We start from the raw sequence: 15,058 nt of genomic DNA, 5'->3' as shown, positions 1-15,058 counted from the left end.
AACAATAGCGATTGAAAAACAATCTGTCTATCATTCGAATAGTTTATCATTACCTTCTGACACAGTTTACTCATTTTATTTTTCCATAACGTCTTAGATAGTGCTGTTCTAAATATTTCTGTAAATATTCAATGAGTAAACAAATACACCAATAAATAATCGCAACCAGTACATACATCGACATATAATCAAATGTTCGACCACCCACAATTTTAGCCTTTTGAAAAATATCGGGAATTGTAATCATTGCAGCTAGCGACGTACCTTTGACTAAATCCATCGCTACATTACTTAACGCAGGGATTGAAATTCGGAATGCTTGCGGCAAAATAATTGAACGCATCACTTTTGGAAACGAAAAACCTAAAGCATACGCCGCATCCCATTGTCCTCGGTCAACACCTGCAATAGAACCACGATAAATCTCACCAATAAATGCACTACTCGTCAAACTAAAACAAATAATCGTCGCTGTCAACGCATCTAATTGATACGGCAAACCAAAATATAACAGAAATAAAACGACCAAAGCTGGAACCCCACGAAAAAAGGAAATGACTAGTCGTATCAGCTTATTTAATACACGGTTTGGTAAAAAACTCAGTGTCGTCAATAAAATCCCCAAAATATTTCCAAAAAAGAACGAAGCGACCGCAATTCCAATTGTATAAGATAAGCCCTCTAAGACAAAAGGCAGCGACTCCCACATCAATTGTAAATCAAAGGTTGGAATATACATTACTCAGTCTTTTTACTTTCAATCAAATCTTCTTTTGGTTTTTCAGAAACATCAGTTTGGAAATACCCTTCTGAAATTTTAGCGATTGTTCCATCTTCTTTCATCTCTTTTAATGTCGCATCTACTTTTTCACGTAGCTCGTTGTTTTCTTTGACAAACAAGAATCCTGTTTCAGCTAAATCAAAATAAACATCTTCTAAAATTTTTACAGGGATATCAGGTAATGCACCCACAGACATTTTTTGTAAATAATAATCATTAATAATGACATCCGTTCGACCATTAGCAACATCTGTTAAATATTGATCGTTTGTCGCATTATCATAAACGACTAATTCAGCGCCATAACTCTCAGCCATTTTCATATAGCTTGTGTTTGGTTCACCAGCAGCTTTTTTCCCTTTTAAATCCTCTAATGAATGAATCCCAGAATCATCACTTTGACGAACAATCATACTTGTAAAGGAATATTTAATAGGTGTACTTAAGCTAAATTTATCTTTACGGTCACCAGACAAACCAAAATCGTTGGCAGCAAAATCTGCTTCCCCACGTTGCAAGGCGGCAATTTGACCATCTACATTGTATTCTTTAAAATCGACAGTAACATCCAAACGTTTCGCTACTTCTTTGGCAATATCGACATCATATCCAACTAGTTCATTGTTATCATTGTAATAAGAAGATGGAAAAAGTGTACCTGAAGTTGATACAGTTAATTTACCTGCTTCTTCAACTTTTTCCCAACTCACATCTTTTGCTTCTTTCTTCTCTGTCCCACATGCAGTTAATAATAAACCTGCCGTGAAAAGTGTCGCTGTCACTACCCATTTCTTCATATTTTCCCCTCCAAAATTATAACAGTTTTTTTATCTGTTACATATTGTAATGTTTTGATTATACCCGATATTAAAAGGGATTACCAATGAAGTGATGCGCATAAAAAAAAGACTGTCTGCACAGTCTAATGATAAAAGTTTATCCCTTGCTCCGTATCTTCTATCCAACTATTTTTAGGTGCACGCAAAATTAAATAGGTAAAATAAAAATCACCCACGCATCCTGATGCATGCATCGAAGCTAAGAAGATGAATAAACTCGCTGATAACAGATTCATAAGATATAGTACAACCAATCCTGAAGTCAGCAAAACAAATGGTGCTAAACAAATAATAATAAATTGGTATTTCTTATAATAAGAGTGAGGACTTGTCGCATACGCCATCCCATTTTTAAAACCAAATTTTACTTTTTTAGTTGGCTGAAACATTTTGAAAAAAAGCGCATGAATGAGTTCATGAATAATGATTAAGACAATAAAGAGTCCCAACCCCAATATAAGTGTCCAAAAATTAAATGATTGATACATCGACGCAGAATGCCAAAAAGTTACACCTGAAAATAACAACAGAAAGCCAAAAAACAACACAATTGCGGCAACATTCAATAGCCAAATAAGCTTTTTATCTTCTAATAAATTGATTTCTCTTATTAACGTTCGTTGTTCCTTACTCATATGGATCTCTCCTTATTCACTTACTTTCCTTTCATTATACCAAAAGCACAGCCAATCATGACTGTGCTTTTGAATAACTAATTAAAAAAGGTAGAGATGAACGCGAGGATTGCTAAACCACCTTGCGTTAAAATAATCTTTTTGTCACTGGTTAAACTACCGTATAATGCAACTAAAATAATGTAAACTAAAATTAAGCGACTAATTTCCAATGAAGCTGTCGCAAAAAAGACACTATACACTAATCCCACACCAATTAAACCATTATAAACGCCTTGATTTTTAAACAATGTATTGACCGCTTGATCTGCTAATTTTTCTTGCTTTAGATGAAAAACACGGCTTGTCGTTGCTGACGTGGTAGCCAATGTTTCCAAATACATGATATAGAAAAATTCGCATGCAACGAGAAGTATTAAGACTATGGAAATAATTGACATCGTTTGCCTCCTTAGAAAAATGTTATTTGAATGTGGTAATTCGTTCAGCCGCTAATCGGACAGATGGATAACCCGTTTCCTTGGCTTTTCCAATCGAGAGAATCATCACTGGCACGTAACGTTCTTTATCTAAATCAACTATTTCAGCCAATTGATCTGCTTCAAAACCACCAATTGGATTGGTTTCATACCCATGTGCACGAGCAACTAACATCAATTGCATCGCTGCTAAACTGGCATCAATTTTCACAACATCATTCATTTGTTCTCTGGTGAAATTTTGATAATAAGGAATAATTGCCTCCAATTGTTGGTCTCTCACTTCTGCTGGCATTTTCCCTTCTGCTACTGCTTGGTTATAAATTTCTTCGCCTAATTCATAGCACGCCATATCACCAAAAATCAAAATCATCGCAGATGAGGTATCATTTTGACGTGTGTTAAAACGAATCAACGGTTTTAACTTCGCTTTTTGCTCGTCACTTTCTACTACTACAAAACGCCACGGTTGCATATTCACGGAAGATGGTGCAAGTGTTGCCTCTTGAATCATCTCAAGCATTTCTTCATGAGAAATTTTATATGTTTCATCATACACACGTACAGATTTTCTTTCAAAGGTAATTGCTGAAAAATCATTGTTGACTAATTTATTTGCCATTTCTATTTCCTTCTTTCATTTGACTAATTTCGTTAATAATTCTAGTAGAAGTTCTCCTTCTTGCTTACTCAACGAGATATTGATTGGCTTTTCAGAAGAATGGTACTTCTGCTCGCATGTGGATAACTCGTCGAATGCTTGTGGTGTGATTTTTACAAAAACTTCTCGATTATTGTGTTTATTTCTTTCACGAGTCACATACTTTTTTTCTTCTAATATTTTTAAATGTCTCGTCACAGCCGCACTATCAATTTTCAATTCTTGTTGCAAACTAGTCTGCGAGCAAGGGCCATTTTCTTTTAAAAACATCATCAACTCATACCGCGTAATGCTAAACCCTGTTTCTTTCTCAAACTTAGCTGTCAGTTCTTGGTTCGCAAGTTTTAATTGATAAAATAACTTACTTATTTCTCTAAGGTTCATTTTTGTCCCCCTACAATTGACTTATCAATAATTGACTAGTCAAATATAAAAGAAAAAAATATATTTGTAAATTACTTTGCTCGAATCATTTATATTAATGAAAGAAATAACTATTTAAACAAACAAAAAACCACTAGAAACCAAGGTTTCTAGTGGTTCATTAGCGTCACAGGAGGGATTCGAACCCCCGACCGTCCGCTTAGAAGGCGGATGCTCTATCCAGCTGAGCTACTATGACAGATGTTTTAGCAACAAAAATTATTATATGGAATATCCACACAAATGTCAATTGTTTTTCTGTTATTTTTTAAGGTGTCTGCAAGAGACACCTTAAAAGCACTTATTCTGCTGGCTCGATGATCACTTCATCTGCTTCTTTGGTAATTAACGCAATCCCGTCACCTAAAGGTACTAAACTGGTAGTTAAGTCTGGATGACTGTTAATGACATCTAAAAAGCGTTTTAGCTTGCGATGAATCGTCCGACGATTACGTGGAATTTCTTCAATTGGATCTAAAATGGTGCCCCCTTGAAAAATATCATCGACCATTAGGACGCCACCTTTTTTTAATAGACGCAGACATTCTGGTAAAAATTCAATGTATTTTGATTTGGCGCTGTCCATAAAAATAAAATCGTAGGGTCCAGTTAATTCAGGTAAAATATCTGCTGCCTGTCCTTCTAACAACGTTACTCTATCTTCTAAGCCAAGACGTTTATACGTTTTTTTCGCTTTACGAATCATCACATCAAAACGATCAATCGTTGTCACGTGCCCGTCTTCACCAACATATTGAGCCATTAAACTTGAAGAAAAACCAAGCGCTGTCCCAATTTCTAATACTTGTTTTGGTTTAATTTGACCTAATAAAAATTGCATAAAAACAACTGTTTCGTGCGGAATAATGGGCACTTCATTTTCATTTGCTTCTTTTTCAATCTGACCTAATTCTCCAGATAATTGTTTTTGCTCATTACGTAAAAACGCGACAAGTTCTGGTTTTACGACTGGTCGATACATCATTTCGTTTCTCATGTTCTACACTCCTACTTATTCACTGTTTTTCATTATACGAATTTCAGAGACAACCTGCAATCTTTTCCCTCTAAAAACTTCTACTTGCTTTTTTTAGTAATTCCGATTAGTCTATAGACAGGATTTGGATTAGTAACAAAAATATGTTTTAGAGAGTCAAGGCAAGGCTGGAACCTTGATACCCCTATTTTTGTGAACCTACCAATGGTAATGACTGAAAAGCAGTCGGGTTAAAGCCCTTATCCTTTTTCGAGCTGGATTGTACAATACAATCAACAAAGGTGGTACCGCGAATGTTCAACACTTCGTCCTTTTTTAGGATGAAGTGTTTTTATTTTGCTTTCAGCTCTCGAAAGCTAATCCAATATACCAATTGTTGTCAATTATATTTAGGAGGAAACAAAATGGCAGAACAAAAAAATGATTTTACAGAATGGTATTTACAAACCGTTCAAAAAGCAGAATTGATGTCTTACTCACCTGTTAGAGGCTCAATCATCTTCCGTCCCGATGGTTTTGAATTATGGGAACACATTCAAGAGGAGTTCAATAAGTTTCTCCGTAGCGAAGGAATTCGTAACGCCTATTTCCCAATGTTAATTCCAAAAAGTTTCTTTATGAAAGAAGCTGACCATATCGAAGGTTTCGCTCCAGAACTTCCTTGGGTCACTGAAGTTGGTGATGAAAAATTAGAAGAACCTTTAGCATTGCGTCCAACTTCTGAAACGATGATTGGAACAGCTTTTTCTGATTGGATTAATTCTTACCGTGATTTACCTTACGAAATTAACCAATGGGCTAACGTCTTCCGCTGGGAAAAGAAAACTTTACCGTTCTTACGTACGTCTGAATTTTTATGGCAAGAAGGACATACTGCACACGCTGATGCTGACGATGCGCGCAAACGTACGTTACGTGTTTTAGATGAATACGCACGTTTATGCGAAGAGTTTCTAGCAATCCCTGTCTATAAAGGTGAAAAAACACCGTCTGAACGTTTTGCCGGTGCAGAAGAAACGTATTCAATCGAAGCAATGATGAAAGATGGAAAAGCTGTACAAGCCGGAACTTCTCATTACATGGGGACAAAATTTGCCGAAGCTTTTGACATCACATATCTAAATAAAGAAAATAAACACGTTCATGCACACACTACGTCATGGGGCGTTTCAACACGTTTATTAGGTTCATTAATCATGACTCATGGGGATGAAAATGGTTTAGTCTTCCCACCAACAATTGCCCCAACACAAATTGTCTTAATGCCAGTTGGTCCTTGGAAGAAAAATCCAGCAATTATGGAAAAATTAGATGAAATTTTTGCTGCATTCAAAGCGGAAGGTTTCCGTGTACGCTTAGATGATAGCGACAATTCACCAGGTTATAAATTCAACGAATGGGAATTAAAAGGTGCCTGCGTCCGCATCGAATGTGGTCCTCGTGACTTAGAAAACGGTCATGTCATGGTCAAAGTTCGTGACCTTTCAGATAAAGAAAAAGTCAGCTTTGAAGAATTAACAACCTACGTGAAAGAACAATTAGCAATTATGCCAAACCGCTTATTGGAAGCAGCACGTGCACGTAATAAAGAAAATGAACATTATGACATCGAAACCTTAGATGACTTAAAAGCACACATTGAAAACTGTAAAGCAGAAGATAAAGTAACTGGTTTTGTCCTAATTGGTTGGGATGGATCAGAAGAAACAGAAGCCAAAATCAAAGAAGAAACTGGCTTCACTACACGTAACATTCCATTTGACGTTCCAATGGAAAAAACAGTGGATATTGTGAGCGGTAAACCAGCAAAACATACTGTATGGATTGCTCGCGCTTATTAATAAGAAAAGAAGCAAAATCACGAATGATTTTGCTTCTTTTTTATAATTTCGTCAGAATTTCTGGCCCATTTTCTGTAATAGCAACTGTATGTTCATATTGCACACAAATCGAATGATCCACTGTTCGAACTGTCCAGCCATCGTCCTCCGTATAATTTGCCGTTTTTCCTAAAGTAAACATAGGTTCAATAGCAATTACCATTCCTTTTTTCAATCGGGCACCTTTGTTACGAATGCCATAATGTGGAACAGTAGGCTCTTCCCAAATTTCTCGACCAACACCATGTCCGGTAAAGTCATACACATTGCCATAATGGTGTTCTCTTGCATAATGATCAATCACGTACCCAATATCTCCAATTCGTTGCCCTGCTACTGCTTCTTGAATACCTAAGTAGAGACTTCTTTCGCAATGTTCCATTATCATCTGAATGTCTTCACTCACTGTCCCAACTGCATATGTCCAACCAGAATCACCATGATAACCTTGATAACATGCACCAATATCAATGGTAATCACATCGCCTTCTTTCAATGGTTGGTTATCTGGAAAGCCATGACAAATCACATCATTTGGTGCAGAACAAATCGAATACGAAAAATCATGATGATTGATAAAACTAGGAATTGCTCCTTTCTCACGAATTGTTTTTTCGACGACTGCATCAATTTCTAAAGTGGTGATTCCTGGGCGTATAATTTCACGAACTAATTGATGACATTCAGCGACAATTTTTCCAGCTTTACGCATTAAGTCTAATTCACGTTCTGATTTAATGATGGTCATTGTTTTTCTCCTTATTGATTAGGTAATTGGCACGATTGCGACATTTTTTACTACAAAATTTCGAAACTTTCGCTCGCTTATAAGGCAGAAACCACTCACTGCATTGCTCGCAACGTTTCATTTCAATAGGCCCTTGTTCTAAAGCTTCTAAGACACTCACGATAGCTTCAATACAATTACGATCAAACTTACTTAAAGAAGGTGAAAATTGTGAAGTAACGATTAACTCCCCTGCATGAAATTGCGCATGTAAATCAAAGTAATGGCGCTTTTGTAACGTTTGATTTGTTTTTTCAATTAACAATTCATTGATTGTTCCTGCTTGAAGTAACTCTTCACCAATTTCTAAAAGCAACTGCTGTAACTGTGTTTCTTCTTTGCTTTTGACTGTTTCATTTTTTATTTGATTTAAAACGAAAACAAAAAAATTTTCCCTCGCTAATTGTGGACTCATTCTCTTTCCTTTCTATAATTAAGCTTATTATAGCGATTAATAAGCTTAATTATACTATTTTCTCTAAAAAATACCAGAATAAAATCCAATCTGACAGGTTAATTTCTAATTTTAATGGTAAAAAAACTGAATCAGCGGATGCTTTGTTACATGATTTTATTTCGATGCCATACACAGAACGCTATTTTGTACATCTAAAATGTACTTAGTAGCAGTTAATTGCTATGGATGTACTACTATCTAGAGCAAAACCGCAAAACGCATTCGCTTATTTTATTATTGACTGAGGAGGAGATATTCATAAAGAAAATATGACGAGTATTTCTCTAAAGATTACAACGTTTCGATTGACTACACTAAAGATAAAGACGTAGTGGATTATTTGGTCGTTCCTAAGAATTATTTATAAAAAAGGATAAGGAATCAAAAAAATAGCGAGTCAACATCTTGAAAAAGAATTTGACTCGCTATTTTTGATTCATTGAGACTATCTATACGGTTTCCAGTTTCTTTTTATATTAGGGGTTTCCATTGCCGCCAGGTCCGCCACCCATATTACCTCCAGGGCCACCCATCATGCCACCTTCTGGTAAATCTGTTAGCGTTTCACCATTCACAATTAAGGTTCCACCAGTAAAGCTGCCTGTGCCATCATAGTCGACTGCAGATTGGGCGGTTAAAGTCACCACACCGCCAGCAATAGTCAAATCGCCGTTACTGTCTAACGCATCAGTATCTCCTTGGCCGACTTCTACAATCACATTGCCACCATTAATAGTTAAACTTAAATCAGTTGTGATAATCTCAGAGGCAGAAGCGTTGATACCATCATCTGTTGCGTAGATAGTCACATCCCCATCATCAATAACAATCACAGGTGCTTCAATACCTTCTACACTAGTCTCAATATCTAAAGTTCCTCCTGTAATCCAGATATTTTGCTCTGCTTTAACCGCATCATCTCCTGAAGTAATGGTGATTTCACCACCACTAATGGTTAACTGACCTTTTCCTAAATCTGTGTCATTGCTTGATTTGATGCCATCGCCACCTGCATCAATAGTCAAGGCTCCACCAGAAACGGTTAAGGAATCTTTGCCTCGAATCCCACCATCTACGCTCGTAACATTAATAGTACCCGATTCAATCCATAAGTCATCTTTACCTACAATTCCGTCTTCAAAATTGGCTGTGACGTTCAATATTCCTTGACCTGTAATTATCATATCATCTGATGAGTAGATCGCTCCATCAATTTCTTCATCACTACGTGTCGCCGCATCTTCGACTGTATTGGTTGTGCCATCTGCTAATTCTAAAACTGTTTTTTCTGCATTTTCAATTGAGATAGCTGCTCCTTCACTGCTTGTAATGGTTGCATTGTTTAAAATAATTCGTACATTGCCTTCTGTATTAACGGTCACTTGACCAGTGGTTTCACCACTCAAAATGTACGTACCAGCTTCAGTAATGTTTAACCCTTCATCGGTTAAGTCAACTTCTGTCGTTTCCAAAGCATCCCAATCGACGTCAGCAGTATCACTCGTTTTAGTTTGTACGAGTGTTTCAGTTGTCGCGGTAGAGGTTGATGTCGTAGCTACAATACTGGTATTTGTTTCTAATGCAGCGGACTCTGCTTGACTACTTTCTGTTTGACTGCAAGCGGCAATCACTGTTACTGCAAGTGCTAAAGTAGCTGCGGTTAATCCTTTTTTACGCTTATTCATATTCGTTTCTCCTTATCTTCTATAAATTATGACGTGTCTTTTTTTCGTTGCGAGTAAGCCCATTGTCGAAAATGCGAGGGCTGTTACAAAAATTAATTTCAAAGCAGAACGTTCCTTTGCCTCCATTATAATTCCCTCCTTTTTTCTGTCATGTATTCGTTCTTAGTACTGTGTTTACTATATGTCACTTAACTTAAAGTTAGCTTAACTCTCTGAAAAAAAAAACGATATTCCAAAAAAACCTTTCAAATCATCTTCATGAGACGATTGAAAGGTCTTTCTTATAATATAGCTAAAGGCTGTTTATTCGTTGGTGCGGGATACAAAGCATCAATTAGTGCCAATTCTTCCTCCGTTAGTTGAAGATGTCCTGCTTGAATATTGCTAATCGTATGTGCCACACTACTAGATTGAGGAATCGCAAGCGTTTGTCCATCGCGGATACACCAAGCTAAGATAACTTGAAAAATATCTACTTGATGCTGGTGCGCAATTTCTTGTAAGACACGTTGCTCGGTTAAATGTCCACCTAAGCTATCACCTTGTGCAATCGGTGAATAAGCAATTAATGGCAGTTGGTGTTGCTGCATATATGGTAATAAGTCAAACTCAATTCCGCGCTCACTCAAATTATATAAAACTTGATTCGTTTGACAATTTTGTCCATTTGTCACCCGCATTAACTCTTCCATATCAGCTACGTCAAAATTAGAAACACCCCACGCACGAATTTTGCCTGCTTGTTTCGCTTTTTCTAACGCTTCAACCGTTTCAACCAAGGGAATGTTGCCACGCCAATGAAGTAAATACATATCCAAATAGTCTGTCCCTAGTCGTTGTAAACTATGATCTAAACAAATCGGCAATTGCTCACGAGAAGCATGCCATGGATATACTTTCGAAATCAAATAAAGGTCTTCGCGATGATAAGGTTGAATCGCTTCTCCAACCAAACGTTCCGCATTGCCTTCACCATACATTTCCGCCGTATCGATGACTGTTGCGCCATAATCTAAACCAGCACGCAACGCTTGAATTTCTTGTGTTCTTTTTTGAGGATCATCCCCCATATGCCAAGTCCCCAAACCAATTGGAAAAATAGCCTTCTGATTGATTGTTACCATTGAAATTTCCTCCCATAAAAAAATCTGCAACAACAAAATTGTTCTTGCAGATTTTCAAGATTAGTAAATTAATTCAAATAAATCGGCTGTTTCAATGTTCCCAAAATATTTTTTCACATCAATCGCATCAACCGCTTCTTTTAACGCATTTTTTTCATATTTTGTTCCTACTAGAGCATCTTCTACGTCTTTTACTTCTCCTAAACCGAAGAAATCACCATAAATTTTTGCATCAGTAATGTTACCTTCTGCAACATTTAAACGGACTTCAATTGAACCGATTGGGAATCGTTTACGACGTTCAATATCAAAAGCAGGTGACTTACCGTAGTTCCAATCCCAGTTTGCATAATATTTTTCAGAGATTGCTTTTACTTTTTTCCAGTCATCATCCGTTAATGTATATGTTTTAATATCATCCACCGAATCAACACCAAAGATTTTCAATAAGATTTCTTGACTGAATTCTTCAGTTGTCATGTCTTGATTTTCTTTCGGCAAGAAAGGTTTAATATTCGTAACACGTGAACGAATCGATTTAATCCCTTTTGATTCAATTTTATCTTTACGTACTTTCAATGAGTTCACAACTTCATTTACATCGCTGTCAAACATGATTGTTCCATGAGCAAACATCCGACCATTTGTAGCGTACATCGCATTACCTGAGAATTTCATGTCATTAATAACTAAATCATTACGTCCTTTTAATTGTGCGCCTTCAACGCCCATATCATGCAACGCTTGAATAATCGGCTTCGTTACTTTTTCAAAATCACGGAATGAATCCCCATCATCAGGCATGATGAAACTAAAGTTTAGATTTCCTTCATCGTGATAAACTGCCCCACCACCACTAAAACGGCGAACAACATGAATTCCTTTTTCATCAACGTATTCTTTATTAATTTCTTCAATCGTATTTTGGTTACGACCAATGATAATTGATGGTTCATTGATATAAAAAAGTAAAATCGGCTCGTCAATCGCCATTTCTTGTAATAAAAACGTTTCAATCGCTAAATTTACTCGTGGGTCTCTTAAATCATTTGGTACAAAAATCATGCTTCGTTCCTCCTAAATTTCAAAAGTTTTCCCTACTTTTGCTAATTCGACAGGCACTTCATGCTGTGCTGCTGCACTGGCTTCGGTACGTAATTGTTCTAAATCACCGAATTGAGGCAAGTGCGTTAAAACTAATTTTTTCACACTTGCTTGACGTGAAATTTCTCCAGCTTCTTTAGAAGTAAAGTGTGCGATGTGATTTTCATTCCCTTCAAACAGGTACGTATCTGCTAAGAATAAATCCGCATCTTTCGCAAACTCAACAAAACTTTCCAAATAACCAGAGTCACCAGTAAATACAAATATTTTACCTGTACTATTTTCCACAAACCGCATTGCATAGCAAACGACAGGATGAATCGTCTTCATAAATGTAACAGAAAACGGCCCTAAGTTCAACTGTTCTACTTTTAGGTAATCGTGACCTTCTGAAACATTCGGTAACGTCAAACGAGCAAATTGCTCTGCATCTTCACTATGACCATAAATAGGTAAAACAGGACGTTCCTCTGTCTTAGGAAATAGTTGCCAGTAGTGTTGTAATACCCCTAAATCAGCAATGTGATCTGGATGATAATGACTAAGAATCACTGCATCCAACGCCAAAGGATCGAATACTTTTTCTAATTGAATCAATGTGGCACTCCCTGCATCAATCAACAAATTATAGCCTTCTGATTGCAACAAAAAGCTTGTTGTCCCTTCACCTTTGTAAGGATAGGCGCCCAGGCAACCTAAAACCGTTAGTTTCATAAAAATTCCTCCTCACCTTTTGTTCTTAGTGTAAACGTTTCGCTAACGACACGCAAATAAAAAATAGAGCTAGAAATCTAATAAAAGATTCTTAGCTCTATTTTTATTTAATAACTTCTCAATTCGCTCACTTTTTTATCATCCAAGCGACGAACAACTTCTGTCACTAATTTGACAGTATTTAAATAGTCATCTTCATGAATAATGGATGTATGTGAATGTAGATAACGAACAGGTACGGTAATTGCAATCGATGGAATACCATCTCGGGTTAAATGCATTTGTCCTGCATCGGTTCCACCACCGGTAATCACCGTATATTGGAAAGGAATTTCCAATTCTTCAGCAACGTTAATGACAAAGTTCAATAATTTTTTATGTGGAATCATTGAAGCATCAAAAATTAACACTTGTGGACCTTTACCAAGAACCGAATCAGCTTCTTTTGGTGTCATTCCTGGTGTGTCGCCTGCTGTACCCGTATCTAAAGCAATCGCAATATCAGGATTTACTAAGTGTGTACTCGTACGTGCCCCACGCAAGCCCACTTCTTCCATCACATCGCTACCTGCAAACAAGCAGTTTGGATGTCCTTCTTTGGCTAGATTTTCTAGCACTCGTAAAGAAACAGCCGTACCCACACGATTATCCCAAGCTTTGGCTAATAAGAATTTACTATCATTCATTCGTTTGTATTCGATATAAGGTGTAATCATGTCTCCCGGACGAATGCCCCAAGACTTTGCTTCTTCTTCGCTTGATGCACCGATATCAATAAACATCTCTTTCACATCATATGGTTTTTTGCGTGCTTCCATGGATAAAACATGCGGTGGTTTTGAACCAATCACGCCATGAATCAATTTTCCTGCTTGCGTTTTGATTTCAACTTGTTGCGCGAGCATAACTTGTCCCCACCAGCCACCAAGTGTTTGAAATTCGATAAAGCCTTTTTCTGTAATTTTAGTGACCATGAAACCAACTTCATCCATATGTCCAGAAATAAAGATTTTAGGACCCCCACCTTTACCAGAATGTTTGGCAATCACACTGCCTAATCCATCAAAGAAAATATCATCCGCAAAATCTTTCGCATACGCTTTAAAGACCTCACGCACTTCTTCTTCGTTGCCAGGTACGCCACGAGCAGAAGTTAAGTTAATTAATAATTGTTCCTCTTTTTTTTCTAACATCACATACGCTCCTTTTCTATACTACCTCTTAATTATAGCACGCCATAAAAGAATGAACAGAATAGGTCCGTTATGTCTAAATTAATTTTCTCTCATTTAATTTGTTGATTATTGTTACTTGAACGCGCATCCGCAAATTTATGTCCACTCAAAACAAACGTAAATGTTTCTCGGTCAATAGCACCGACAATCTGATGCCTATCGTATAGTTCCATTAAAAATTGGGCCATCTCATTGGCATCATGATACCTTGGAAATGTTTGATCGTAATCATATGTCGTGCTGTTATTGGCCACTTTACCAAATTCTGTTTTAGTTGCGGCAGGAGCTAATACTTTGGCTTGCATAGGTGAACCAGATGCCTGTAATTCTAAAGCTAGACCTTCTGTAAAAGCACTGACATAAAATTTTGAGGCACAATACGTCACTGCTGTGGGAACCATTGTATAACCACCTGCCGATGAAATGTTAATCAATTGTGTATTCGGTTGATTTTGGTACTTTTGCACATACAACAGCGACAAAATTGTGAGTGCTTCGACATTAAGTTGTAGTAAATCTTTGGTACGTGTCAGTGATTGTTCCGCAACTGTTGTGTAATAACCAAAACCAGCATTATTAATCCACGTCTCTATATGGTAACGTGTCAATTGTTGAAATAAATCTTCGAGTTGCGCGATGTTCGTTAAATCAAACGGTTGAATAATGACCTCGACTGCGGGGTATTGTTGTTGAATCTGTTCCTTGAGTTCCGCTAATTTTTCTTTTCGACGCGCAATCAAGATGACATGTTTCCCTCTTTGAGCAAAAGCCATCGCTACGGCAGCACCAATCCCTGAGCTTGCCCCTGTAATCACATGATATTTTTTCAATGATATTCCCTCCTTCATAGTTGAAGGATACGTGCTGGAGTTTACTCCATGTCAATCATTTTTTTGTATATCTTGATTTTTTCTGCTAGAAACAGCAAATGGTCATCAATTTCTTGTCGTTGTTTTTCCAAAGCTTCTTGTTGGTGATACAGTAATTCTAATCGTTCATGAACTGTTTCCTCGCCTTGATAACGTAGCTTGGTATAAATTTTAATTTCATTAATCGGCATACCCGTTTGCTTTAAACGCAAAATAAACGCCAGCCAATTCCTATCTTTTTCTGTATAAACACGTTGATTTTGTTGGTTGCGAGCAGGTGTGATTAGACCTTCTTTTTCATAATATCTCAATGTATCAATACTCAAACCAACCAGCTGAGCAAAATGACTAATTGAATACCTTTGGGATGTTTGTTGATTCGCCATTG

The 15,058-nt window shown here is 37.0% G+C and carries 17 protein-coding genes, 1 tRNA gene and 1 other annotated feature; of the genes, 1 reads left to right on the top strand and 17 read right to left on the bottom strand.

Translation table 11 applies throughout. The annotated features are described in order from the left end of the window. Positions 1–70: 70 nt before the first annotated feature. The 8 genes from PYW32_RS03500 to PYW32_RS03465 all read right to left on the bottom strand — a co-directional run bounded on the left by PYW32_RS03500 (position 71) and on the right by PYW32_RS03465 (position 4,815). Entirely contained in the window at positions 71–739 is a 669-nt protein-coding gene (locus PYW32_RS03500) for an amino acid ABC transporter permease (RefSeq protein WP_016175711.1), read from the bottom strand. After that, positions 739–1,578 (bottom strand): transporter substrate-binding domain-containing protein, encoded by an 840-nt coding sequence (locus PYW32_RS03495; RefSeq protein ID WP_016175712.1) that lies wholly within the window; start codon positions 1,576–1,578, stop codon positions 739–741. Before PYW32_RS03495 ends, PYW32_RS03500 begins: the two co-directional genes overlap by 1 nt. Before the next feature lie 125 nt (positions 1,579–1,703). Then, positions 1,704–2,255 carry a DUF3267 domain-containing protein gene (locus PYW32_RS03490; RefSeq protein ID WP_016175713.1) on the bottom strand — a complete coding sequence of 184 codons (552 nt, stop codon included), beginning with the start codon at positions 2,253–2,255 and terminating at the stop codon, positions 1,704–1,706. A 77-nt stretch (positions 2,256–2,332) separates the two neighbouring features. Beyond that, entirely contained in the window at positions 2,333–2,695 is a 363-nt protein-coding gene (locus tag PYW32_RS03485; RefSeq protein ID WP_016175714.1) for a DUF1304 domain-containing protein, read from the bottom strand. A gap of 22 nt (positions 2,696–2,717) precedes the next feature. Beyond that, the gene (locus PYW32_RS03480; protein WP_016175715.1) at positions 2,718–3,356 is read right to left on the bottom strand and encodes a nitroreductase family protein; all 639 of its coding nucleotides are present in this window, start codon (positions 3,354–3,356) and stop codon (positions 2,718–2,720) included. Between the two features lie 15 nt (positions 3,357–3,371). Beyond that, positions 3,372–3,779, bottom strand: coding sequence for a MarR family winged helix-turn-helix transcriptional regulator (locus PYW32_RS03475; RefSeq protein WP_016175716.1), 408 nt, complete (start codon positions 3,777–3,779; stop codon positions 3,372–3,374). A gap of 164 nt (positions 3,780–3,943) precedes the next feature. Then, a tRNA-Arg gene (locus PYW32_RS03470) sits at positions 3,944–4,017 on the bottom strand. A gap of 102 nt (positions 4,018–4,119) precedes the next feature. After that, complete coding sequence (locus PYW32_RS03465; protein WP_016175717.1) at positions 4,120–4,815, bottom strand: O-methyltransferase; 696 nt, start codon at positions 4,813–4,815, stop codon at positions 4,120–4,122. A 110-nt stretch (positions 4,816–4,925) separates the two neighbouring features. After that, positions 4,926–5,131, top strand: a binding site (T-box leader). Between the two features lie 88 nt (positions 5,132–5,219). On the opposite strand from PYW32_RS03465, the gene proS reads away from it, so the two are divergent. Next, a complete protein-coding gene (proS, locus tag PYW32_RS03460) occupies positions 5,220–6,656 on the top strand; it encodes a proline--tRNA ligase (protein ID WP_016175718.1) in 1,437 nt (478 codons plus the stop codon). Between the two features lie 40 nt (positions 6,657–6,696). On the opposite strand, the gene map is transcribed toward proS, so the two are convergent. The 9 genes from map to PYW32_RS03415 form a co-directional block, all read right to left on the bottom strand. After that, entirely contained in the window at positions 6,697–7,443 is a 747-nt protein-coding gene (map, locus tag PYW32_RS03455) for a type I methionyl aminopeptidase (RefSeq protein WP_016175719.1), read from the bottom strand. After that, positions 7,430–7,897 carry a hypothetical protein gene (locus PYW32_RS03450; protein ID WP_016175720.1) on the bottom strand — a complete coding sequence of 156 codons (468 nt, stop codon included), beginning with the start codon at positions 7,895–7,897 and terminating at the stop codon, positions 7,430–7,432. The genes map and PYW32_RS03450 overlap by 14 nt, the downstream gene beginning before the upstream one ends. Positions 7,898–8,415: 518 nt before the next feature. After that, on the bottom strand, positions 8,416–9,624 hold the full coding sequence (locus PYW32_RS03445; protein WP_016175721.1) for a carbohydrate-binding domain-containing protein: 1,209 nt from the start codon (positions 9,622–9,624) through the stop codon (positions 8,416–8,418). A 281-nt stretch (positions 9,625–9,905) separates the two neighbouring features. Then, positions 9,906–10,748 carry an aldo/keto reductase gene (locus PYW32_RS03440; RefSeq protein WP_016175723.1) on the bottom strand — a complete coding sequence of 281 codons (843 nt, stop codon included), beginning with the start codon at positions 10,746–10,748 and terminating at the stop codon, positions 9,906–9,908. Positions 10,749–10,808: 60 nt separating this feature from the next. Then, positions 10,809–11,813 (bottom strand): lipoate--protein ligase, encoded by a 1,005-nt coding sequence (locus tag PYW32_RS03435; RefSeq protein WP_016175724.1) that lies wholly within the window; start codon positions 11,811–11,813, stop codon positions 10,809–10,811. A gap of 12 nt (positions 11,814–11,825) precedes the next feature. Further along, complete coding sequence (locus PYW32_RS03430; protein ID WP_016175725.1) at positions 11,826–12,566, bottom strand: MBL fold metallo-hydrolase; 741 nt, start codon at positions 12,564–12,566, stop codon at positions 11,826–11,828. Between the two features lie 107 nt (positions 12,567–12,673). Continuing rightward, positions 12,674–13,759 (bottom strand): M42 family metallopeptidase, encoded by a 1,086-nt coding sequence (locus PYW32_RS03425; RefSeq protein ID WP_016175726.1) that lies wholly within the window; start codon positions 13,757–13,759, stop codon positions 12,674–12,676. A gap of 92 nt (positions 13,760–13,851) precedes the next feature. Further along, positions 13,852–14,631, bottom strand: coding sequence for an SDR family NAD(P)-dependent oxidoreductase (locus PYW32_RS03420; protein ID WP_016175727.1), 780 nt, complete (start codon positions 14,629–14,631; stop codon positions 13,852–13,854). Positions 14,632–14,672: 41 nt separating this feature from the next. Continuing rightward, positions 14,673–15,056: a MerR family transcriptional regulator gene (locus PYW32_RS03415; RefSeq protein ID WP_016175728.1), complete on the bottom strand. Its 384-nt coding sequence runs from the start codon at positions 15,054–15,056 to the stop codon at positions 14,673–14,675. Positions 15,057–15,058 lie beyond the last annotated feature (2 nt).

This window comes from Enterococcus saccharolyticus subsp. saccharolyticus (assembly GCF_029023825.1).
Classification (GTDB): Bacteria; Bacillota; Bacilli; order Lactobacillales; family Enterococcaceae; genus Enterococcus_F; species Enterococcus_F saccharolyticus.
Note: the sequence above shows the minus strand (reverse complement) of the source record. Positions and strands in the feature narration are given on the sequence as shown.

What these genes read in the sequence shown, in the direction of transcription:
- proS (WP_016175718.1), top strand. Translation starts at nt 5,220, where the DNA reads ATGGCAGAACAAAAAAATGATTTTACAGAATGGTATTTACAAACCGTT.
- PYW32_RS03430 (WP_016175725.1), bottom strand. Translation starts at nt 12,566, where the DNA reads ATGAAACTAACGGTTTTAGGTTGCCTGGGCGCCTATCCTTACAAAGGT.
- PYW32_RS03425 (WP_016175726.1), bottom strand. Translation starts at nt 13,759, where the DNA reads ATGTTAGAAAAAAAAGAGGAACAATTATTAATTAACTTAACTTCTGCT.
- PYW32_RS03500 (WP_016175711.1), bottom strand. Translation starts at nt 739, where the DNA reads ATGTATATTCCAACCTTTGATTTACAATTGATGTGGGAGTCGCTGCCT.
- PYW32_RS03480 (WP_016175715.1), bottom strand. Translation starts at nt 3,356, where the DNA reads ATGGCAAATAAATTAGTCAACAATGATTTTTCAGCAATTACCTTTGAA.
- map (WP_016175719.1), bottom strand. Translation starts at nt 7,443, where the DNA reads ATGACCATCATTAAATCAGAACGTGAATTAGACTTAATGCGTAAAGCT.
- PYW32_RS03475 (WP_016175716.1), bottom strand. Translation starts at nt 3,779, where the DNA reads ATGAACCTTAGAGAAATAAGTAAGTTATTTTATCAATTAAAACTTGCG.
- PYW32_RS03485 (WP_016175714.1), bottom strand. Translation starts at nt 2,695, where the DNA reads ATGTCAATTATTTCCATAGTCTTAATACTTCTCGTTGCATGCGAATTT.
- PYW32_RS03465 (WP_016175717.1), bottom strand. Translation starts at nt 4,815, where the DNA reads ATGAGAAACGAAATGATGTATCGACCAGTCGTAAAACCAGAACTTGTC.
- PYW32_RS03495 (WP_016175712.1), bottom strand. Translation starts at nt 1,578, where the DNA reads ATGAAGAAATGGGTAGTGACAGCGACACTTTTCACGGCAGGTTTATTA.
- PYW32_RS03415 (WP_016175728.1), bottom strand. Translation starts at nt 15,056, where the DNA reads ATGGCGAATCAACAAACATCCCAAAGGTATTCAATTAGTCATTTTGCT.
- PYW32_RS03440 (WP_016175723.1), bottom strand. Translation starts at nt 10,748, where the DNA reads ATGGTAACAATCAATCAGAAGGCTATTTTTCCAATTGGTTTGGGGACT.
- PYW32_RS03445 (WP_016175721.1), bottom strand. Translation starts at nt 9,624, where the DNA reads ATGAATAAGCGTAAAAAAGGATTAACCGCAGCTACTTTAGCACTTGCA.
- PYW32_RS03435 (WP_016175724.1), bottom strand. Translation starts at nt 11,813, where the DNA reads ATGATTTTTGTACCAAATGATTTAAGAGACCCACGAGTAAATTTAGCG.
- PYW32_RS03450 (WP_016175720.1), bottom strand. Translation starts at nt 7,897, where the DNA reads ATGAGTCCACAATTAGCGAGGGAAAATTTTTTTGTTTTCGTTTTAAAT.
- PYW32_RS03490 (WP_016175713.1), bottom strand. Translation starts at nt 2,255, where the DNA reads ATGAGTAAGGAACAACGAACGTTAATAAGAGAAATCAATTTATTAGAA.